This window comes from Streptomyces sp. NPDC049577 (assembly GCF_040675635.1).
In the GTDB taxonomy this organism is placed as follows: domain Bacteria; phylum Actinomycetota; class Actinomycetes; order Streptomycetales; family Streptomycetaceae; genus Streptomyces.
In genome coordinates this window covers 1-17,184 of sequence record NZ_JBFAPH010000124.1, presented here as the reverse complement: position 1 = coordinate 17,184, position 17,184 = coordinate 1, and the positions used below count along the sequence as shown (strand labels likewise).

General features: G+C 72.6%; 14 protein-coding genes. 7 read left to right on the top strand and 7 right to left on the bottom strand.

Annotated features, from left to right (window positions below):
• Positions 1 to 514: 514 nt before the first annotated feature.
• The 4 genes from AB0K09_RS16195 to AB0K09_RS16180 all read left to right on the top strand — a co-directional run bounded on the left by AB0K09_RS16195 (position 515) and on the right by AB0K09_RS16180 (position 4,816).
• Positions 515 to 1,525 carry a polyprenyl synthetase family protein gene (locus tag AB0K09_RS16195; protein ID WP_366066007.1) on the top strand — a complete coding sequence of 337 codons (1,011 nt, stop codon included), beginning with the start codon at positions 515 to 517 and terminating at the stop codon, positions 1,523 to 1,525.
• Between the two features lie 128 nt (positions 1,526 to 1,653).
• A complete protein-coding gene (locus AB0K09_RS16190; RefSeq protein ID WP_366066006.1) occupies positions 1,654 to 2,868 on the top strand; it encodes a DUF2092 domain-containing protein in 1,215 nt (404 codons plus the stop codon).
• 111 nt (positions 2,869 to 2,979) lie between these two features.
• Positions 2,980 to 3,948: an ABC transporter ATP-binding protein gene (locus AB0K09_RS16185; protein WP_366066005.1), complete on the top strand. Its 969-nt coding sequence runs from the start codon at positions 2,980 to 2,982 to the stop codon at positions 3,946 to 3,948.
• Entirely contained in the window at positions 3,935 to 4,816 is an 882-nt protein-coding gene (locus tag AB0K09_RS16180; RefSeq protein ID WP_366066004.1) for an ABC transporter permease, read from the top strand. The genes AB0K09_RS16185 and AB0K09_RS16180 overlap by 14 nt, the downstream gene beginning before the upstream one ends.
• A gap of 62 nt (positions 4,817 to 4,878) precedes the next feature.
• Here AB0K09_RS16180 and AB0K09_RS16175 read toward each other — a convergent pair whose 3' ends face one another.
• The 7 genes from AB0K09_RS16175 to AB0K09_RS16145 all read right to left on the bottom strand — a co-directional run bounded on the left by AB0K09_RS16175 (position 4,879) and on the right by AB0K09_RS16145 (position 15,274).
• Positions 4,879 to 6,246, bottom strand: coding sequence for a M28 family metallopeptidase (locus AB0K09_RS16175; RefSeq protein ID WP_366066003.1), 1,368 nt, complete (start codon positions 6,244 to 6,246; stop codon positions 4,879 to 4,881).
• A 271-nt stretch (positions 6,247 to 6,517) separates the two neighbouring features.
• Positions 6,518 to 8,494 carry an APC family permease gene (locus tag AB0K09_RS16170; protein ID WP_366066002.1) on the bottom strand — a complete coding sequence of 659 codons (1,977 nt, stop codon included), beginning with the start codon at positions 8,492 to 8,494 and terminating at the stop codon, positions 6,518 to 6,520.
• Between the two features lie 98 nt (positions 8,495 to 8,592).
• Positions 8,593 to 9,642: a 2-oxoacid:ferredoxin oxidoreductase subunit beta gene (locus AB0K09_RS16165; protein WP_366066000.1), complete on the bottom strand. Its 1,050-nt coding sequence runs from the start codon at positions 9,640 to 9,642 to the stop codon at positions 8,593 to 8,595.
• Complete coding sequence (locus AB0K09_RS16160) at positions 9,635 to 11,602, bottom strand: 2-oxoacid:acceptor oxidoreductase subunit alpha (protein WP_366065999.1); 1,968 nt, start codon at positions 11,600 to 11,602, stop codon at positions 9,635 to 9,637. Before AB0K09_RS16160 ends, AB0K09_RS16165 begins: the two co-directional genes overlap by 8 nt.
• A gap of 251 nt (positions 11,603 to 11,853) precedes the next feature.
• Positions 11,854 to 12,513, bottom strand: coding sequence for a response regulator transcription factor (locus AB0K09_RS16155; protein ID WP_366066008.1), 660 nt, complete (start codon positions 12,511 to 12,513; stop codon positions 11,854 to 11,856).
• Positions 12,514 to 12,632: 119 nt separating this feature from the next.
• Positions 12,633 to 13,928, bottom strand: coding sequence for a sensor domain-containing protein (locus AB0K09_RS16150; RefSeq protein WP_366065998.1), 1,296 nt, complete (start codon positions 13,926 to 13,928; stop codon positions 12,633 to 12,635).
• Positions 13,929 to 14,059: 131 nt separating this feature from the next.
• The gene (locus AB0K09_RS16145; protein ID WP_366065997.1) at positions 14,060 to 15,274 is read right to left on the bottom strand and encodes a sensor domain-containing protein; all 1,215 of its coding nucleotides are present in this window, start codon (positions 15,272 to 15,274) and stop codon (positions 14,060 to 14,062) included.
• Between the two features lie 174 nt (positions 15,275 to 15,448).
• Here AB0K09_RS16145 and AB0K09_RS16140 point away from each other — a divergent pair, with 174 nt between their 5' ends.
• The 3 genes from AB0K09_RS16140 to AB0K09_RS16130 all read left to right on the top strand — a co-directional run.
• Positions 15,449 to 15,865 carry an NADH-quinone oxidoreductase subunit A gene (locus AB0K09_RS16140; RefSeq protein WP_366065996.1) on the top strand — a complete coding sequence of 139 codons (417 nt, stop codon included), beginning with the start codon at positions 15,449 to 15,451 and terminating at the stop codon, positions 15,863 to 15,865.
• Positions 15,856 to 16,434, top strand: coding sequence for an NADH-quinone oxidoreductase subunit B family protein (locus AB0K09_RS16135; RefSeq protein WP_366065995.1), 579 nt, complete (start codon positions 15,856 to 15,858; stop codon positions 16,432 to 16,434). The genes AB0K09_RS16140 and AB0K09_RS16135 overlap by 10 nt, the downstream gene beginning before the upstream one ends.
• The coding region (locus AB0K09_RS16130; protein ID WP_366065994.1) for an NADH-quinone oxidoreductase subunit C at positions 16,431 to 17,184 on the top strand (754 nt) is incomplete at its 3' end. The genes AB0K09_RS16135 and AB0K09_RS16130, both read left to right, overlap by 4 nt.

Sequence of the window (17,184 nt, the reverse complement as noted above, 5' to 3'; positions counted from 1 at the left end):
GCGGCGGGGAGAGGGGGCAGGCCCCCTCTTGGGCCCTACGGCGCCGGTGGGGTGGCGGGGCCGTTCCCGCCACCCCCTTTTCCGCCGCGACGGCGAATGACCACGGCGCGGGTGTCCGGCGGTGCCGGACCGGCCTGCCGGGCTCGGCATCGCCGGGCTGCGCCGTCTGGGCCGAGCGCCGTTGCGGCGGGGAGAGGGGGCAGGCCCCCTCTTGGGCCCTACGGCGCCGGTGGGGTGGCGGGGCCGTTCCCGCCACCCCCTTTTCCGCCGCGACGGCGCATGTGTCCGGCGGTGCCGGACCGGCCTGTGGCGGGGGAGAGGGGCGAGCCCCTCCGGTAGATCCGGGGTCACCGCGGCGAGCGGAGGGGTTGGCCGAATATCGTCTGCTCGCGGTGGTAGCCGTAAGGCGACGGGCGCCCACGGAGATCGACAGTCGACCGGATACGCTGACTTTTGGTGGAGACAGCGACACATCGACAATCCCCGTGTTCGCAGGCAGACAGGAGTACCCCTCGTGACCGTCGTCGGGCCCCTTGGGCTGAACGTGCGGGACCAGGCTCTTGAAGCCGATGTCCAGGCCGGGTTGGCCGCTGTCGAGGAGGGCCTCCTGGAGGCCACCAAGAGCGGTGTGCCCTTCATCACGGAGGCCGCCCAGCACCTGGTGCGGGCGGGCGGCAAGCGGTTCCGGCCGCTGCTGGTGACGCTCGCCGCGCAGTTCGGCGACCCGTACGCCCCCGGGATCGTGCCGTCGGCGGTCGTCGTCGAGCTCACCCACCTGGCCACGCTCTACCACGACGACGTCATGGACGAGGCCGAGGTCCGGCGCGGCGTGCCCAGCGCCAACGCGCGCTGGGACAACTCCGTCGCGGTCCTGACCGGCGACTTCCTCTTCTCGCGCGCCTCGCAGATCCTCGCCGACCTCGGGCCGGAGGCCGTCCGCATCCAGGCCGAGGCGTTCGAGCGGCTGGTGACGGGCCAGATCCTGGAGACGGCCGGCCCGCGCGACGGCCGTGACCCGGTCGAGCACTACCTGGACGTCCTCGCCGGCAAGACCGGCTCGCTGATCGCCGTCGCCGGCCGCTACGGCGCGATGATGTCCGGCGCGGACGAGCGCGTCGTCGAGATCCTCACCCATTACGGCGAGCGGCTCGGCATCGCCTTCCAGCTCGCGGACGACGTCCTCGACATCACCAGCGACTCCCACGAGTCCGGCAAGACGCCCGGCACCGACCTGCGCGAGGGCGTCCCCACCCTGCCCGTGCTGCACCTGCGCGCCCGCGCGGCGGCCCACGGCGCGCCGGAGGACGTCGAGCTGTGCGAGCTGCTCGACGGCGACCTCGGCGACGACGCGCTGCACGCCGAGGTGCTGCGCAGACTCCGCGCCCACCCGGCCCTGGAGCAGGCCCGCCGGGACACCGTCCGCTACGCCGAGGAGGCCCGCGCGACGCTGGCCCCCCTCCCCGACTGCCCGGCCAAGGCCGCGCTCGAGGAGCTCTGCGACGCGGTGGTCCACCGGGCGGGCTAGCGTCCCGCCCCGGTACGTCATACCCGAGGCGTACGGGGAGTTGATCCCGTCGGCTGACGACGCGGGCCCGTGACCCTGGTGGAATCGAAGGGCAAGGGCGGTTGCCGAACGACGGAGGGGTTGAGCACATGGCAGGGAACCGACCGACACCACAGACGGGGCGCAAGGCCGTCCGCTACGCCGTACCGGTGGCCGTGGCCGGCGTCGCCGCGGCGACCATCGGCATCGGCTCCGCCCTGGCCCAGTCCGGCGATCCCGACCTGCCGAAGATCGGGGCGCAGGAGCTCATAGCCAAGGTCGCCGGCTCGGACGCCCAGCGGCTGTCCGGCTCGGTGCGGATCACCACCGACCTCGGTCTGCCGGAGCTGCCCGGCGGCATGTCCGGGATGAGCTTCGGCGGTCCGGCGGAGGGCAAGGGCGGCGGCCACGGCGAGCAGCGCGACGCGCCGTCCCCGCAGGCCAAGCTCACCGAGCTGGCCGCCGGCACGCACACCCTGCGGGTGGCCGCGGACGGCCCGGACAAGCAGCGCCTGTCGATCGTCGAGAGCGCCGCCGAGTACAGCGTCGTCCGCAACGGCGACCAGGTCTGGGCGTACGACAGCGGCAGCAACACCGCGTACCACTCCACCGCGCCCCGCCACGACACGAAGGACGGCGGCGAGCCGAAGGGCGTGGCCGCCGCCTCGCCGCAGGAGCTGGCGAAGAAGCTCCTCGCCGCCGTGGACGACACCACGTCCGTCACGGTCGACGGCACCGCCAAGGTGGCCGGCCGGGACGCCTACCAGCTGCTGATCAAGCCGAAGCAGGGCGAGTCGACGGTCGGCTCGGTCCGTATCGCGGTCGACGCGAAGAACGGCGTCCCGCTGAAGTTCACGCTCACCCCGAAGGGCGGCGGCAAGGCGGCCGTCGACGCGGCCTTCACCAAGGTCGACTTCGGCGCGCCGAGCGCCGGTACGTTCTCCTTCACCCCGCCGAAGGGCACGAAGGTCACCGAGGCGCCGGAGCACAAGGACGGGGGCCGGGGGGACCACAAGGCGCAGGGCCCGAGCGGCATGTCCGGGCTCGACGTCGTCGGCAAGGGCTGGACGTCCATCGCCGAGTTCTCCTCCGGGGACGCGAAGGGCGGCCCGGTGACGGGCAAGGGCAAGAGCGGCAAGGACAGCGGCAAGGACGCCGGCGCGAACCTGCTGGACAGCTTCGGTACCAAGGTCTCCGGCTCCTTCGGCACCGGCCGCGTGGTCAGCACCCGCATCGTGAACGCGCTGATCACCGACGACGGCAAGGTCTACGCCGGCGCGGTGACCAAGGAAGCACTGATCAAGGCCGCGGAAGCGGCCAAGTAGCAGGGCCGCGGCTCCCCGCTTCCCCAGCCGCCGGATGGCAGACTTCTCCCGCCCGGCGGCCGGGGCGGCGGGGCGCATGCGCGTCGGGACGGCGGACGAGGGGACAGGGCCGTGGAGCCACGGGAAACGGTGATCGCCACGCGGGGGCTCACCAAGCGCTACGGCGGCGGCCACCTCGCCGTCGACGGCCTCGACCTGACCGTGCCGCGCGGCAGCGTCTTCGGCTTCCTGGGCCCCAACGGCTCCGGCAAGACCACCACCATCCGCATGCTCATGGGCCTGATCGAGCCGACCTCCGGCGAGGCGCACGTGCTGGGCCAGCCCATGCCCCGGGCCGGGCGGCGGGTACTGCCCCGGGTGGGGGCGCTGATCGAGGGCCCGGCGCTGTACGGCTTTCTGAGCGGCCGCGACAACCTCGCGCGGTTCGACGCCGCCGACCCCACCGCCGATCCCCGTACGCGCGCCGCACGGGTCGGCGAGGCCCTGGAACGGGTGGGGCTGACGGGGGCCGCGCACAAGAAGGCGCGCGCGTACTCGCTGGGCATGAAGCAGCGGCTGGGGCTGGCGGCCGCCCTGTTGCAGCCGCGCGAGCTGCTCGTGCTGGACGAGCCGACGAACGGGCTCGACCCGCAGGGCATGCGCGAGATCCGCGCCCTGGTGCGCGGCCTGGCGGCCGGGGGTACCACCGTCTTCCTCTCCTCCCACCTCCTCGACGAGATCGAGCAGGTGTGCACGCACGCCGCCGTCATGTCCCGGGGCCGGCTGCTCACCCAGGGCACGGTCGCCGAGCTGGCCTCCTCGGCGCGCGGCCGGCTGTCCGTCACCACTCCCGACACGGCCGAGGCCGTGCGGGTCCTCAAGGAGCACGGCGTGACCGATCTGCTGACCGCCGACGACCGCGTCACCGGCGAACTCCCGGCCCCGTCCGCCGCCGGCGGCACCGACCTGGCCGATCTCGCCGACCTCAACGCCGCGCTCGTCCGGGCGGACGTGCGGGTGAGGGCCTTCGGCACCGAGCGGGCCTCGCTGGAGGACGCCTTCGTGGCGCTGACCGGGGAGGGCTTCGATGTCGCGGGCTGAGGCGGCGGCCGTGCCCGTCCCGCGGGCCCCGCGCCGCGCGTGGGCCCTGTCGCTGTTCCGCAGCGAGATCGTCACCGTCTTCCGGCGCTGGCGCACGCTCGCGCTGCTCGCCGTGCTGGCGGCCGTGCCGGTACTGGTGGGCATCGCCGTGAAGCTGGAGACGCGCGGCGGCGGGCAGGCCGGGCACGACGGGGGCGGGCCGGCGTTCATCTCCCAGGTCACCAACAACGGGCTCTTCCTGGTCTTCACCGCGCTCGCCGCGACCCTGCCGTTCTTTCTGCCGATGGCGATCGGTGTGATCGCGGGCGACTCGGTCGCCGGCGAGGCGGGCTCCGGCACGCTGCGCTATCTGCTGGTCGCGCCCGCCGGGCGGACCCGGCTGCTGCTGGCCAAGTTCACCGCGAGCGTCGCCTTCTGTGTGGCGGCCACGCTGGTCGTCGCGGTGTCGGCGCTCGCGGTGGGGGCGGTGCTCTTCCCGATAGGGGACGTGACGCTGATCAGCGGGACGACCGTCTCGCTGGGCGAGGGCCTGCTGCGGGCGCTGTGCATCGCGGGGGCGGTGGCCCTGTCGCTGACGGGCATCGTGGCGCTGGGGCTGTTCATCTCGACGCTCACCAACAGCGGCATCGCGGCGATGGCCGGCACGGTGGGGCTGCTGATCACGGTGCAGATCCTGGACCAGTTCCCGCAGCTGCACGCCGTCCAGCCGTATCTCTTCCCGCACTACTGGCTGAGCTTCGCCGATCTGCTGCGCGACCCGGTCTACTGGGACCAGCTGCTGCGCAACTTCGGTCTCCAGGCGCTGTACGTGGCGGTCTTCGGTTCCGCGGCGTGGGCGCGCTTCACCTCCCGCGACATCACGGCGTGACGTGCCCGGCCGCCGCGGGGGACACCGCGGCGGCCGGAGTGCGTGCGTACGGACGGACGGGCTCAGAAGGTGAGCTTCCAGCCGTTGATACGCCCCACGTCCTGCGCCGCGACGTCCTGGACGCGCAGCTTCCAGGTGCCGTTCGCGGTCTCGGCGGAGGCGTTGACGGTGTACGTGGCGACGACGTCCGCCGCCGAGTCGTTGGCGTCGGAGCTCTTGAGCCGGTAGCTCTTGCCGCTCGGGCCGACGAGGTCGACCACGAGGTCACCGCGGTAGGTGTGCGTGATGTCGACCGCGACCTTGAGGGCCGAGGACGCGTTGCCCGCAACGCCGGTGACGGCGATCGGGGACTCGACGGCGGCGCCCTGGTCCGGGATGTCGACCGGGGTGCGGCTCTCGAAGACGCCGCCGGGTGGCGTGGTGGAGCCGCCGCTCAGCGTCCAGACGCCGTACGCGATCGCGTCGGTGTTGACGTCGAGCGCGGTGTCGTCGATGTTCGCCGACGTGTCGCAGGAGCGGTGGTAGCAGCGGTCGAACGCCTGGCCGGAGGTGCCGCCCCACTTCTGTGCCTGGGCGGCGGTCTTGATGTAGTCGGCGCCGCTGAAGAGGCCGCCGACCGGTATGCCGGCGTTCTGGAACGGCGCGTGGTCGGAGCGGCCGTCGCCCTCGGTGTCGATCTCGGTGCCGATGTTCCGCCCGGCGAACCAGTTCTCGTAGAGGGCCTTGAGGTTCTGGTCGTAGCCGTAGACGAAGTAGCCCGGGTTGGGCGAGCCGATCATGTCGAAGTTCAGATAGGCGTCGATCTTCGAACGGTCGGCGGCGGACAGCTTGCTCACGTAGTTCCGCGAGCCGACCATGCCGAGCTCCTCGGCGCCCCACCAGCCGAACCGCAGGTGCTTGCCGGGCTTGTAGCCCTGGCGGGCGACTTCGAGGGCGACTTCGAGGACGCCGGCGGTGCCGGACCCGTCGTCGTTGATGCCGGGGCCGGCGCTGACGGAGTCCAGGTGGGCGCCGGCGAAGACGACGTGGTTCGGGTCGCCGCCCGGCCAGTCGGCGACGAGGTTGTAGCCGGTGGCGCCGCTGGAGGTGAACTGCTGGACGGTGGTGACGTATCCGGCGGCGTCGAGCTTGGACTTGACGTAGTCGAGGGAAGCCTTGAAGCCGGGGCGGCCGTGGGCGCGGTTGCCGCCGTTGGCGTTGGCTATGGACTGCAGCTGGGCGAGGTGCGCCTTGACGTTGGCGACGGGTATGTCGGGTGTGGCGGCCGCCTTGCCGGCGGTGGCGTGCGCGGCGGTGGGGGCCGCGCCGGCCGTGCCCGGGGCGATGACCAGGGCGGTGGCGGTGAGGGCCGCGCCGACCGCGGCCAGTCCCGCGGCGCGGGCTCTTCGGGGCCGGTGGGCGGGCAGGGTTGGTCCTTCGGTTGTGCGCATGGGGGGCTCCAACTCATATGACGTCGCTTGACGTGGCCATGATGTTCAAGGCCCCCTGATGACCCGTCAAGAGCGCGATTCGGACACCGAACAGAGGTCTCCGAAAATCGAACGGCGGTTGTGTCGGGCGACCCGGGGCGCCACCGGTTCGCGGCTGGGGGCGCCGGGCCTGCCCCCGCGTTTCTCCCGCCGCAACGTTGTTCAGCCCACCACGACCGGCCCGGCGGTGTCCGAATCGACCGCAGCCCCTGAAGGCGCGCGAGGCCAACGCCTAGTGAGGTCGCTCCCGCAGCAGTTCCACCGCCCGGGTGACGTCGAACGGGACGATCGTCACCGCCACGTTCGGCAGCTGCTCCAGCGTCTTGGCCATCTCCTCCGCCGTGTTGCGGTGCAGCAGCCGCCCCAGCGGCGTGGAGTACGTCCGCCGGGGGATCAGCAGCGTCAGCGCCGTCCGCCCGTCCGCCGTCGTCCGCGCGGCGAGCGTGACCACCGCGTGCCGCAGCCGCCGGTCCGGGCAGTCGACGAGCTCCAGCCGCACGTCGCCCGTGCCCGCCGACTCCTCCCACAGCCCGGCCAGCCGCCGGGCCCGTGTCTCGTCCAGGACGAAGTGCACGGCCCGCACCTCGTCCGGCCGCAGCTCGTGCGCGTAGCTGAGCGCCTTGACGGCGGCGAGGTCGAAGCCGTCGACGAGCACGTACACCAGGTGCCGCTGCCAGTGCGGCCGGTCGGCGGGGGCGAGGGTGAAGTTCTCCAGTGCCTCGGCCTCCAGCCGGTACTGGCGGTTGATCCGGATCAGCGCCCACACCCCGATCGGGAAGACGACCACCACCAGCCACGCGCCCTCCGTGAACTTGGTGATCGCCAGGATGACCACCACCAGCGCGGAGACCACGGCGGCCGCCAGGTTCACCCCGAGCTTCGTCCGCCGCCCGCGCTCGCCGGGGCGGTTCCGGTAGTGCTCCGTCATCCCCGCCGCCGCCATGGTGAAGCCCGTGAACACGCCGATCGCGTACAGCGCCACCAGCCTGTCGACGCTTCCGCGCGTCACCAGCAGCAGCGCCAGCGAGACGACGGTCAGCGAGAGGATGCCGTTGGAGAAGGCCAGCCGGTGGCCGCGCCGGGTCAGCTGCCGGGGCAGGAAGCGGTCCTCGGCGACGAAGCTGGCCAGAAAGGGGAAGCCGGTGAACGGCGTGTTGGCACCCGTGTAGAGGATGAGCGCGGTCGCCAGCTGGACGAACGTCAGCCCGGCCGTGCCGGCCCAGCCGTTGCCGAGGACCAGGTGCGCCTCCTGCGCCAGGACGGTCGGGCTGCCGTCCTCGTAGGGCACCGGGTGCGTGAAGTGGGCCAGCGTGGAGACACCGAGGACCAGCGTGCCCAGGACGCAGCTCATGACGGTCAGCGTGCGCCGCGCGTTGGCGCCCTGTGGCCGGCGGAAGGCGGAGACGCTGTTGGAGATGGCCTCCAGGCCCGTCAGCGACGAACCGCCGTTGGCGAACGAGCGCAGCACCATGAACAGCGACGCGCCGTACAGCCACCCGTGCTCCGCCCGTCCGGCCGGCACCGCCCCGGGGGAGTGCAGATCCGCGTGCGGCAGCCCGCCCTCGCCCAGCCCCCGCACCAGCCCCACCAGCAGCACCAGCCCCACCGCGAGCATGAACACATACGCGGGCGCCGCGAAGGCCCGCCCCGCCTCCCGGATCCCGCGCAGATTCCCGTACATCAGGACCACCACCACGCCCATCGTGATCGGCAGCTTCAGATGGTCGAGCCCGGTGTAGCCCTTGCCGGTGATGTGCGCGAGGGAGATGATCGCGTCCGTCCCGGCGGCCGTCTGGACGGCCACGGTGACGATGTAGTCGACGAGCAGCGCCACGGCCGCGATCTGGGCGATGCGCGGCCCGAAGTTCTCGCGGGCGACGACGTACGAGCCCCCGGCGCGCGTGTACACGGAGACCACGTCGCGGTACGAGAGCGTGAGCAGCACCAGCACCAGCAGGATCGCCCCGGTCACCGGCAGCAGCAGGGTGAACGCGGCGGCGCCGGCGACCGGTACGAGGATGCGCAGCATCTCCTCGCTGCCGTACGCCGTGGAGGAGATGCAGTCGGAGGCGAGGACGCCGAGCGCCATGGGGTTGGAGAGCTTCTCCTGGTGCAGCTGCTCGGTGACGAGCGGCCGGCCCAGCAGCCGTCGCTTGATCCGGTAGGCGAGCCGGTCGCGGATGATCGGTGTGGCTTCGGTGTCGGCCATGACCATATGAGAGCGGTTACCCGCCCGTGCCGACGCGAGACGCCCCGGCCGGGCCCCCGAATCGGGGGCCCGGCCGGGGCGTACGAGTGGTGCTGTCGTCAGCCGACGACGGTCCAGGTGTCGTTGCCCGCGAGCAGGGCGGACAGATCGCCCTTGCCCTTCTGCTCGACGGCGGCCTCGAGCTGGTCGGCCATGAGCGTGTCGTAGACGGGCCGCTCGACGCTGCGGAAGACCCCGATGGGGGTGTGGTGCAGGGTGTCGGGGTCGGCGAGGCGGGAGAGGGCGAAGGCGGTGGTGGGGGACGCGGAGTGGGCGTCGTGGACCAGGAGGTCCGCCTCGTTCTCGGGGGTGACGGTGACGACCTTCAGATCGCCGGTCGCGCGGTCCCGGACGACGCCCTTGGCGTCGTCGGTGCCGAAGCGGACGGGCCGGCCGTGTTCGAGGCGGATGACCGCCTCCTGGGCCTGCTGCTTGTCCTTCAACGCCTCGAAGGCGCCGTCGTTGAAGATGTTGCAGTTCTGGTAGATCTCCACCAGCGCCGTGCCGGGGTGCTCGGCCGCCTGCCGCAGGACCTCGGTGAGGTGCTTGCGGTCGGAGTCGACGGTGCGGGCGACGAAGGAGGCCTCGGCGCCCAGCGCCAGGGACACCGGGTTGAAGGGCGCGTCGAGGGAGCCCATCGGCGTCGACTTGGTGATCTTGCCGACCTCCGAGGTCGGGCTGTACTGGCCCTTGGTCAGGCCGTAGATCCGGTTGTTGAACAGCAGGATCTTCAGGTTGACGTTGCGGCGGAGGGCATGGATGAGGTGGTTGCCGCCGATGGAGAGGGCGTCGCCGTCGCCGGTGACGACCCAGACGGACAGGTCGCGGCGGGACGTGGCGAGCCCGGTGGCGATGGCGGGCGCGCGGCCGTGGATGGAGTGCATCCCGTAGGTGTTCATGTAGTACGGGAAGCGGGACGAGCAGCCGATGCCGGAGACGAAGACGATGTTCTCGCGGGCGAGGCCGAGTTCGGGCATGAAGCCCTGCACGGCGGCGAGGATCGCGTAGTCACCGCACCCGGGGCACCACCGCACCTCCTGGTCGGACTTGAAGTCCTTCATGGACTGCACGGCCTCGGCCTTGGGCACCAGCGAGAGCGCCTCAGTCATGGATGGCCTCCTTGAGCACGTTCGCGAGCTGCTCGGCCTTGAACGGCATCCCGCTGACCTGGGTGTGCGAGCGGACGTCGACCAGGTACCGCGCCCGCAGCAGGGTGGCGAGCTGGCCGAGGTTCATCTCCGGCACCACGACGCGCTCGTAACGGCGCAGCACCTCGCCGAGGTTGCCGGGGAAGGGGTTGAGGTGCCGCAGGTGCGCCTGGGCGACCGCGGTGCCCTCGGCGCGGACCCGGCGGACCGCGGCGGTGATGGGCCCGAAGGTCGAGCCCCAGCCCAGCACCAGCAGCTTCGCCTCGCCGCTGGGGTCGTCGACCTCGACGTCCGGTACGGCGATGCCGTCGGTCTTGGCCTGCCGGGTGCGGACCATGAAGTCGTGGTTGGCGGGGTCGTACGAGATGTTGCCGGTGCCGTCCTGCTTCTCGATGCCGCCGATGCGGTGTTCGAGGCCGGGCGTGCCGGGGACGGCCCAGGGGCGGGCGAGGGTCTCGGGGTCGCGCTTGTACGGCCAGAAGACCTCGGTGCCGTCGGCGAGCGTGTGGTTGGGACCGGAGGCGAAGCGCACGCGCAGGTCGGGCAGCTCGTCCGGCTCGGGGATCCGCCACGGCTCGGAGCCGTTGGCCAGGTAGCCGTCGGAGAGCAGGAAGACCGGGGTGCGGTAGGTGAGCGCGATCCGGGCCGCGTCCAGCGCCGCGTCGAAGCAGTCGGCGGGCGTGCGCGGCGCGACGACCGGCACCGGGGCCTCGCCGTTGCGGCCGTACATCGCCTGGAGGAGGTCGGCCTGCTCGGTCTTGGTCGGCAGACCGGTCGAGGGGCCGCCGCGCTGGATGTCGACGATCAGCAGCGGCAGTTCGAGCGAGACGGCGAGGCCGATGGTCTCGGACTTCAGCGCCACGCCCGGCCCGGAGGTGGTGGTCACGGCGAGGGCGCCGCCGAAGGCCGCGCCCAGGGCCGCGCCGATGCCGGCGATCTCGTCCTCCGCCTGGAAGGTGCGCACGCCGAAGTTCTTGTGCCTGGACAGCTCGTGGAGGATGTCCGAGGCGGGCGTGATGGGGTACGAGCCCAGGTACAGCGGCAGGTCCGCCTGCCGGGACGCGGCGATCAGGCCGTAGGCCAGGGCCAGGTTCCCGGAGATGTTGCGGTAGGTGCCCGCGGGGAAGGCGGAGGTCGCGGGGGCGACCTCGTAGGAGACGGCGAAGTCCTCGGTGGTCTCGCCGAAGTTCCATCCGGCCCGGAACGCGGCCACGTTCGCCTCGGCGATCTGCGGCTTCTTCGCGAACTTCTTCCGCAGGAAGGCCTCGGTCGACTCGGTCGGCCGGTGGTACATCCAGGAGAGCAGACCGAGGGCGAACATGTTCTTGCTGCGCTCGGCCTCCTTCCGGGACAGCCCGAAGTCCTTGAGCGCCTCGATCGTCAGCGTCGTCAGCGGCACCTTGTGCAGGTTGTAGGCGTCGAGGCTGCCGTCCTCCAGCGGGTTGGTGTCGTAACCGACCTTCGCCATCGGGCGCTTGGTGAACTCGTCGGTGTTGACGATGATGTCCGCCCCGCGCGGTACGTCCGCGATGTTCGCCTTCAGCGCCGCCGGGTTCATGGCGACCAGCACGTTCGGCGCGTCGCCGGGCGTGAGGATGTCGTGGTCGGCGAAGTGGAGCTGGAAGCTGGAGACGCCGGGCAGGGTGCCGGCGGGGGCGCGGATCTCGGCGGGGAAGTTCGGCAGGGTCGACAGGTCGTTGCCGAACGACGCGGTCTCCGATGTGAAGCGGTCGCCTGTGAGCTGCATGCCGTCGCCGGAGTCGCCCGCGAACCGGATGATCACCCGGTCCAGTCGGCGCACCTCCTTGACCGCGACCGCCCCGTCGGGGCGCGGCGCCTCGTCCTCCGTGCGCGGCGGGGAGTCCCCGCTCCGCTCGCCGGAACCGGCCTGCTCGGCCGGGCTGCTGACCTGGCTGGTCACTGCTTCGGACCTCCCTCGTGGCGGCGCCGCGCACTCGGTGGTGCCGACCGGCGTTCCCACGGCCATCGTACGTGGGTAAGGGTCGCCTTCCCGGGACAGATCACGGGATACTCAAGGTCTACCGTCGTTATGTCCTTATTTGGCATGGTCCAACCGCCTCCGGAGCCCCCTCTTCCGTGGGGTGAGGGTGTGGTGCTTTCGGCCTAGGCCCCGGCGGTCGAGAACGGGTGCAGAACCCGTCCAGAAACGGTTCAGGACCGCAGATAGGTGAGCACGGCGAGCACGCGCCGGTGGTCGCCCTCGCTGGGGGACAGGCCCAGCTTCAGGAAGATGTTGCCGACGTGCTTCTCGACGGCGCCGTCGCTGACGACGAGCTGCTTGGCGATGGCGGAGTTGGTCCGCCCCTCGGCCATCAGACCGAGGACCTCGCGCTCGCGCGGGGTGAGCCCCGCCAGGACGTCCTGCTTGCGGCTGCGGCCCAGCAGCTGGGCGACGACCTCCGGGTCCAGCGCCGTGCCGCCCCGGGCCACCCGGACCACGGCGTCCACGAACTCGCGCACCTCGGCGACCCGGTCCTTCAGCAGATACCCCACGCCCCGGCTCCCGGCGCCCAGCAGCTCCGTCGCGTACTGCTCCTCCACGTACTGCGAGAGCACCAGCACCCCCAGACCGGGATGGTCCCCGCGCAGCCGGACGGCGGCGCGGATCCCCTCGTCCGTGTGGGTCGGCGGCATCCGCACGTCCGCGACCACCACATCCGGCAGGGCGCCCTCGTCCGCCAGCTCCCGGATGGTCTTCAGCAGCGCCTCGGCGTCGCTCACGCCGGCCACGACGTCGTGCCCCCGGTCCGTCAGCAGCCGGGTCAGGCCCTCCCGGAGCAGCACCGAGTCCTCGGCGATGACCACCCGCACCCTGTCCTCCACGATCTACCTGCCCCCTGGCCGCGCTGTGGGAAACGAACTGATCCAGCATCGCAGCAATCGGCCCCGGAGCGGGCCGCTCCGGGGCTCCGGTCCGTCCTGGCGAGCCGTCAGCCGCGCCAGGGGAGCTCGGCCGTCACCGTGGTCGGGCCGCCGGGCGGGGAGTCGACGACGAACACGCCGTCGACGGAGCCGAGCCGCTCGGCGAGCCCGGCGAGTCCGCCGCCCTTCGCGGTGCCGGCGCCGCCCCGGCCGTCGTCCCACACCTGGAGCACCAGCCGGTTCTCCGAGCGCCGGACGTCGACATGCGCGGTGCGGGCGGCGCTGTGCTTGCTGATGTTCTGGAGCAGTTCGGAGACGGTGAAGTAGGCGATGCCCTCGATGGCGGGGGCGGGGCGGGCCGGCAGGTCGACCTCCGTGGTCACCGGGACGGTGCAGCGCGCGGCCAGCGCGGAGAGGGCGGGGCCGAGGCCGCGGTCGGTGAGGATCGCGGGGTGGATGCCGCGGGCGAGGTCGCGGAGTTCCTGGAGGGCGAGCTTCACCTCGCCGTGTGCCTCGTCGACCATGCGCGCGGCCGCCTCCGGGTCCTCGAGGAGCTTCTCCTTCGCCAGGCCGAGATCCATCGCGAGGGCGACGAGCCGGGCCTGGGCCCCGTCGTGCAGATCGCGTTCGATGCGGCGCAGATCCGCGGCCGCGGTGTCGACCACCACGCCGCGGTCCTCCTCCAGCTCCGCCACCCGCTCGTCGAGCCGCGACGCCCCGAGCAGTCCGGTCACCATCAGCCGGTCCACCTGCGTCACCCCGCGGACGACCCACGGGGAGGCCAGCACGAGCAGCAGGCCGGTCGCACAGGTCACCACGATCTCGAACGGGGTGTCGAGGTAGAAGGCGACGCCGTCCGAGTCCCCATAGAGCTGGATGCCCGGCTGGTGGGCGTACGCCGGCAGCACCCAGTACCAGAGGGGGTAGAGGAAGAGGGTCCAGGCGGTCGTGAACAGCGTGAGCGCGAGGACGAAGCCGAAGACCGCCCACGGGAAGTACAGCACCGTGTAGAGCAGGTGCCGCCAGGACGCCCCGCTCTTGAACAGGCCACCGACCCAGGCCGCCAGACGGTTCCGGCCGTCGTCCCGCCGCCGGCCGGCGACGGGCCCCGGCGGCGCCACCCGCACCCCCAGCAGGGCCCGCGCCCGGGCCCGCTCCACCGCCCCGAGCCCCCGCGCCCCGGCGAGCGCGGCGGCCAGGATCGGCACTCCCAGGAATGTCACCAGCATCCCGGCACCGACCGAGACCATGGTCACCCCGTAGACGAACATCACCGTGGCGACCGGCAGCCCCAGCAGCAGATACAGGAACTCGCGCCAGGTGCGGCCCTCCAGAGGGGCGCGGAGGGCGGTCGGCAGCGTCATGGGGGAGTCCCTTCTCGAAAAGCTCTGCCTCAAGGCTCGCCCGAGGGGCCCCCGCCGGACCATGCGGTGCGTCGGTGTCCTGGGGGTGGGGGCAGCCCTACCCCGGGCCCCGCCCTACGCCCGGCCCCGCCCTACGCCCGATCCCGCCACGGCAGCTCCGCCGTCACCGTCGTCGGGCCGCCGGCCGGTGAGTCGACCACGAACACGCCGTCGACCGACCCCAGCCGCTCGGCGAGCCCCGCGAGTCCGCTGCCCTTCGCAGTCCCGGCCCCGCCCCGGCCGTCGTCCCACACCTGGAGCACCAGCCGGTCCCGCGTCCGCCGGACGCCGACGCGCGCCGTGCGGGCGGCGCTGTGCTTGCTGATGTTCTGGAGCAGCTCCGAGACGGTGAAGTAGGCGATGCCCTCGATGGCGGGGGCGGGCCGCACCGGCAGGTCGACCTCCGTGGTCACCGGGACGGTGCAGCGCGCGGCCAGCGCGGAGAGGGCGGGGCCGAGGCCGCGGTCGGTGAGGATCGCGGGGTGGATGCCGCGGGCGAGGTCGCGGAGTTCCTGGAGGGCGAGCTTCACCTCGCCGTGTGCCTCGTCGACCATGCGCGCCGCCGCCTCCGGGTCCTCCAGAAGCTTCTCCTTCGCCAGGCCCAGCCCCATCGCGAGGGCGACCAGCCGCGCCTGCGCCCCGTCGTGCAGATCGCGCTCGATGCGGCGCAGATCCGCGGCCGCGGTGTCGACCACCATGCCCCGGTCCTCCTCCAGCTCCGCGATCCGCCGCTCCAGCTCGCTCGACGGGCTCAGCAGGCCCCGGACCATCGCCCGGTCCACATGCGTCATCGCCCGGGCCAGATGGCCCAGCACCGGCCAGGCCACGAACAGCGCGCACAGTGTCACCGTGAAGGTGAGGATGCCCCAGGGCAGCCGGGCGAAGCAGTACAGCGTGCTCCGCCAGCCCACCGGGTCCTTCAGCGCCGCCCACATCCAGGCGAAGAAGCCCCGGCCGCGCCGCTGCCGCGACAGCGGGCTCGGCTCGTCGATCCGCACGCCCAGCAGCGCCCGGGCCCGCCGGCGCTCCATGCGGCCCAGGGCGCGCGAGCCCATCAGCCCGGCCGCCAGCAGCGGCAGACCCACCACCGTCACGGACAGCAGCACGCCCGCGTACAGCCACAAGGTGACGTACACGAAGCCGATCAGCACCTCCGGCAGATTGAGCAGGAGGTGCGCCACCTCCTTCCAGGTCCGCGCGTCGAAGGCGAACCGGGCGGGCGGGAGCCGCTGTCCGTCACCTCCCGCATCCTCTGCGTCATCGGGGACATAGGCGGACGATCTGCGCGCGACACTGCTGGCGGTCATACCGCAAGCCTGCACGGCCCGAAGTCGCCGCCGCCATGGGGCTCGTCGGTGCGGGAAGGTGGGGGTAGCCCCACCGCCACCCGGACAGCGCTGCTCACGAGGGGCCCGGCAGGGCCTAGACTCCCGTGCGTACAGATCGTCGAACACCATGCCGGACAGGGAGCGAGGGCGGACGTGCCGGAGGCGAAGGTGCGCACCGGTGGTACCGGTGTCCAGCTCGCGGCGGAGTACTTCCACGGCTACGCGGTCGTGGGCCTGCTCGCGGTGGTCGGCGTGCTCTTCGTCGCCGTGGCCTTCGCGGCCGGGCGGCTGCTGCGGCCGGTCGTGCCGACCCCCGAGAAGCTGCTGACCTACGAATGCGGCGTCGACCCGGTGGGCGAGGGCTGGGCGCACACCCAGGTGCGCTACTACGTCTACGCCTTCCTGTACGTGATCTTCGCGGTGGACTCGGTCTTCCTCTTCCCGTGGGCGACCGTCTTCGCTGCCCCCGGCTACGGCGCGGCCACGCTGGTGGAGATGTTCCTCTTCCTCGGCTTCCTCGCCGTGGGCCTGTTGTACGCATGGAAGAAGGGCGTCCTGGAATGGACGTGACAAGCACCCGGAGCCTCGGCCCGCTGGCGCGCCTCGCCCCCGAGCCGATGAAGGTGGTCCTGAACTGGGGCCGCCGCTACAGCCTGTGGGTCTTCAACTTCGGCCTCGCCTGCTGCGCGATCGAGTTCATCGCCGCGTCCATGGCGCGGCACGACTTCATCCGCCTCGGCGTCATCCCGTTCGCGCCGGGCCCCCGCCAGGCCGACCTCATGATCGTCTCCGGCACGGTGACGGACAAGATGGCGCCGGCGGTCAAGCGGCTCTACGAGCAGATGCCGGAACCGAAGTACGTGATCTCCTTCGGTGCCTGCTCGAACTGCGGCGGGCCGTACTGGGACTCCTACTCGGTCACCAAGGGCGTCGACCAGATCATCCCCGTCGACGTCTATGTGCCGGGCTGCCCGCCGCGGCCGGAGGCGCTGCTCCAGGGCATCCTGAAGCTCCAGGAGAAGATCGCGAACGAGTCGCCGGCCGAGCGGTACGCCTCCGGCGCGGGCCGGCCGTCCACGGCGGCGCTCCGCAGCGGCCTGGTGACCCCGCCGCCGGTACCCGGGGAGAACCCGCGATGACCTGGCTCCCGACCGGCCCCGAGGAACTCTTCGGCGAGGGCGCGACCGCCGAGGAGGCGTACGACCTCCTGACCGTCGACGTGCCCGCCGCGGCCTGGCTCACCGCCCTGGAGACGGCCCGCGACCGGCTCTCCTGCACCTTCTTCGACTGGCTGAGCGCCGTCGACGAGCCGGGCACCGGCTTCCGCGTCTGCGCGCACCTCGTCGCCCCGGCGCCGGGCGCCGTGCGGCGCCTGCTGCTGCGCACGACCGTGCCGCACGACGCGCCCGCGCTGCCGAGCGCGATCGGCGTCTTCGCGGGCGCGGCGTGGCACGAGCGCGAGACGCACGAGATGTTCGGCATCGACTTCCCGGGCCACCCCCACCTCGTCCCGCTCCTCCTCCCGGAGGGCTTCGAGGGCCATCCCCTGCGCAAGGACTTCGTCCTCGCGGCCCGCGTCGCGAAGGCGTGGCCCGGGGCGAAGGAACCGGGCGAGCCCGCGGAGGGCGGCGCGAAGCGCCGCCAGATGCTTCCCCCGGGCGTCCCGGACCCCAACGACTGGGGCCCCCTCAAGGGCCAGCTCCCCCCGGCCCCCACCCGCCCGACCCGGACCCCGGGCGAACGTCCGTCCCGCCGGGCCGCCTCCGGCGAGGGTGCCCCGGCTCCGCGCCGCGCGCGCAGCGCGAGCGAGGGCTCCGCGAGCCAGATCGCGACCGGCGGGCCAGCGCCGAATACGGACGGGGCGCGGGGCGGGAGAGAGGGGGGTGCGG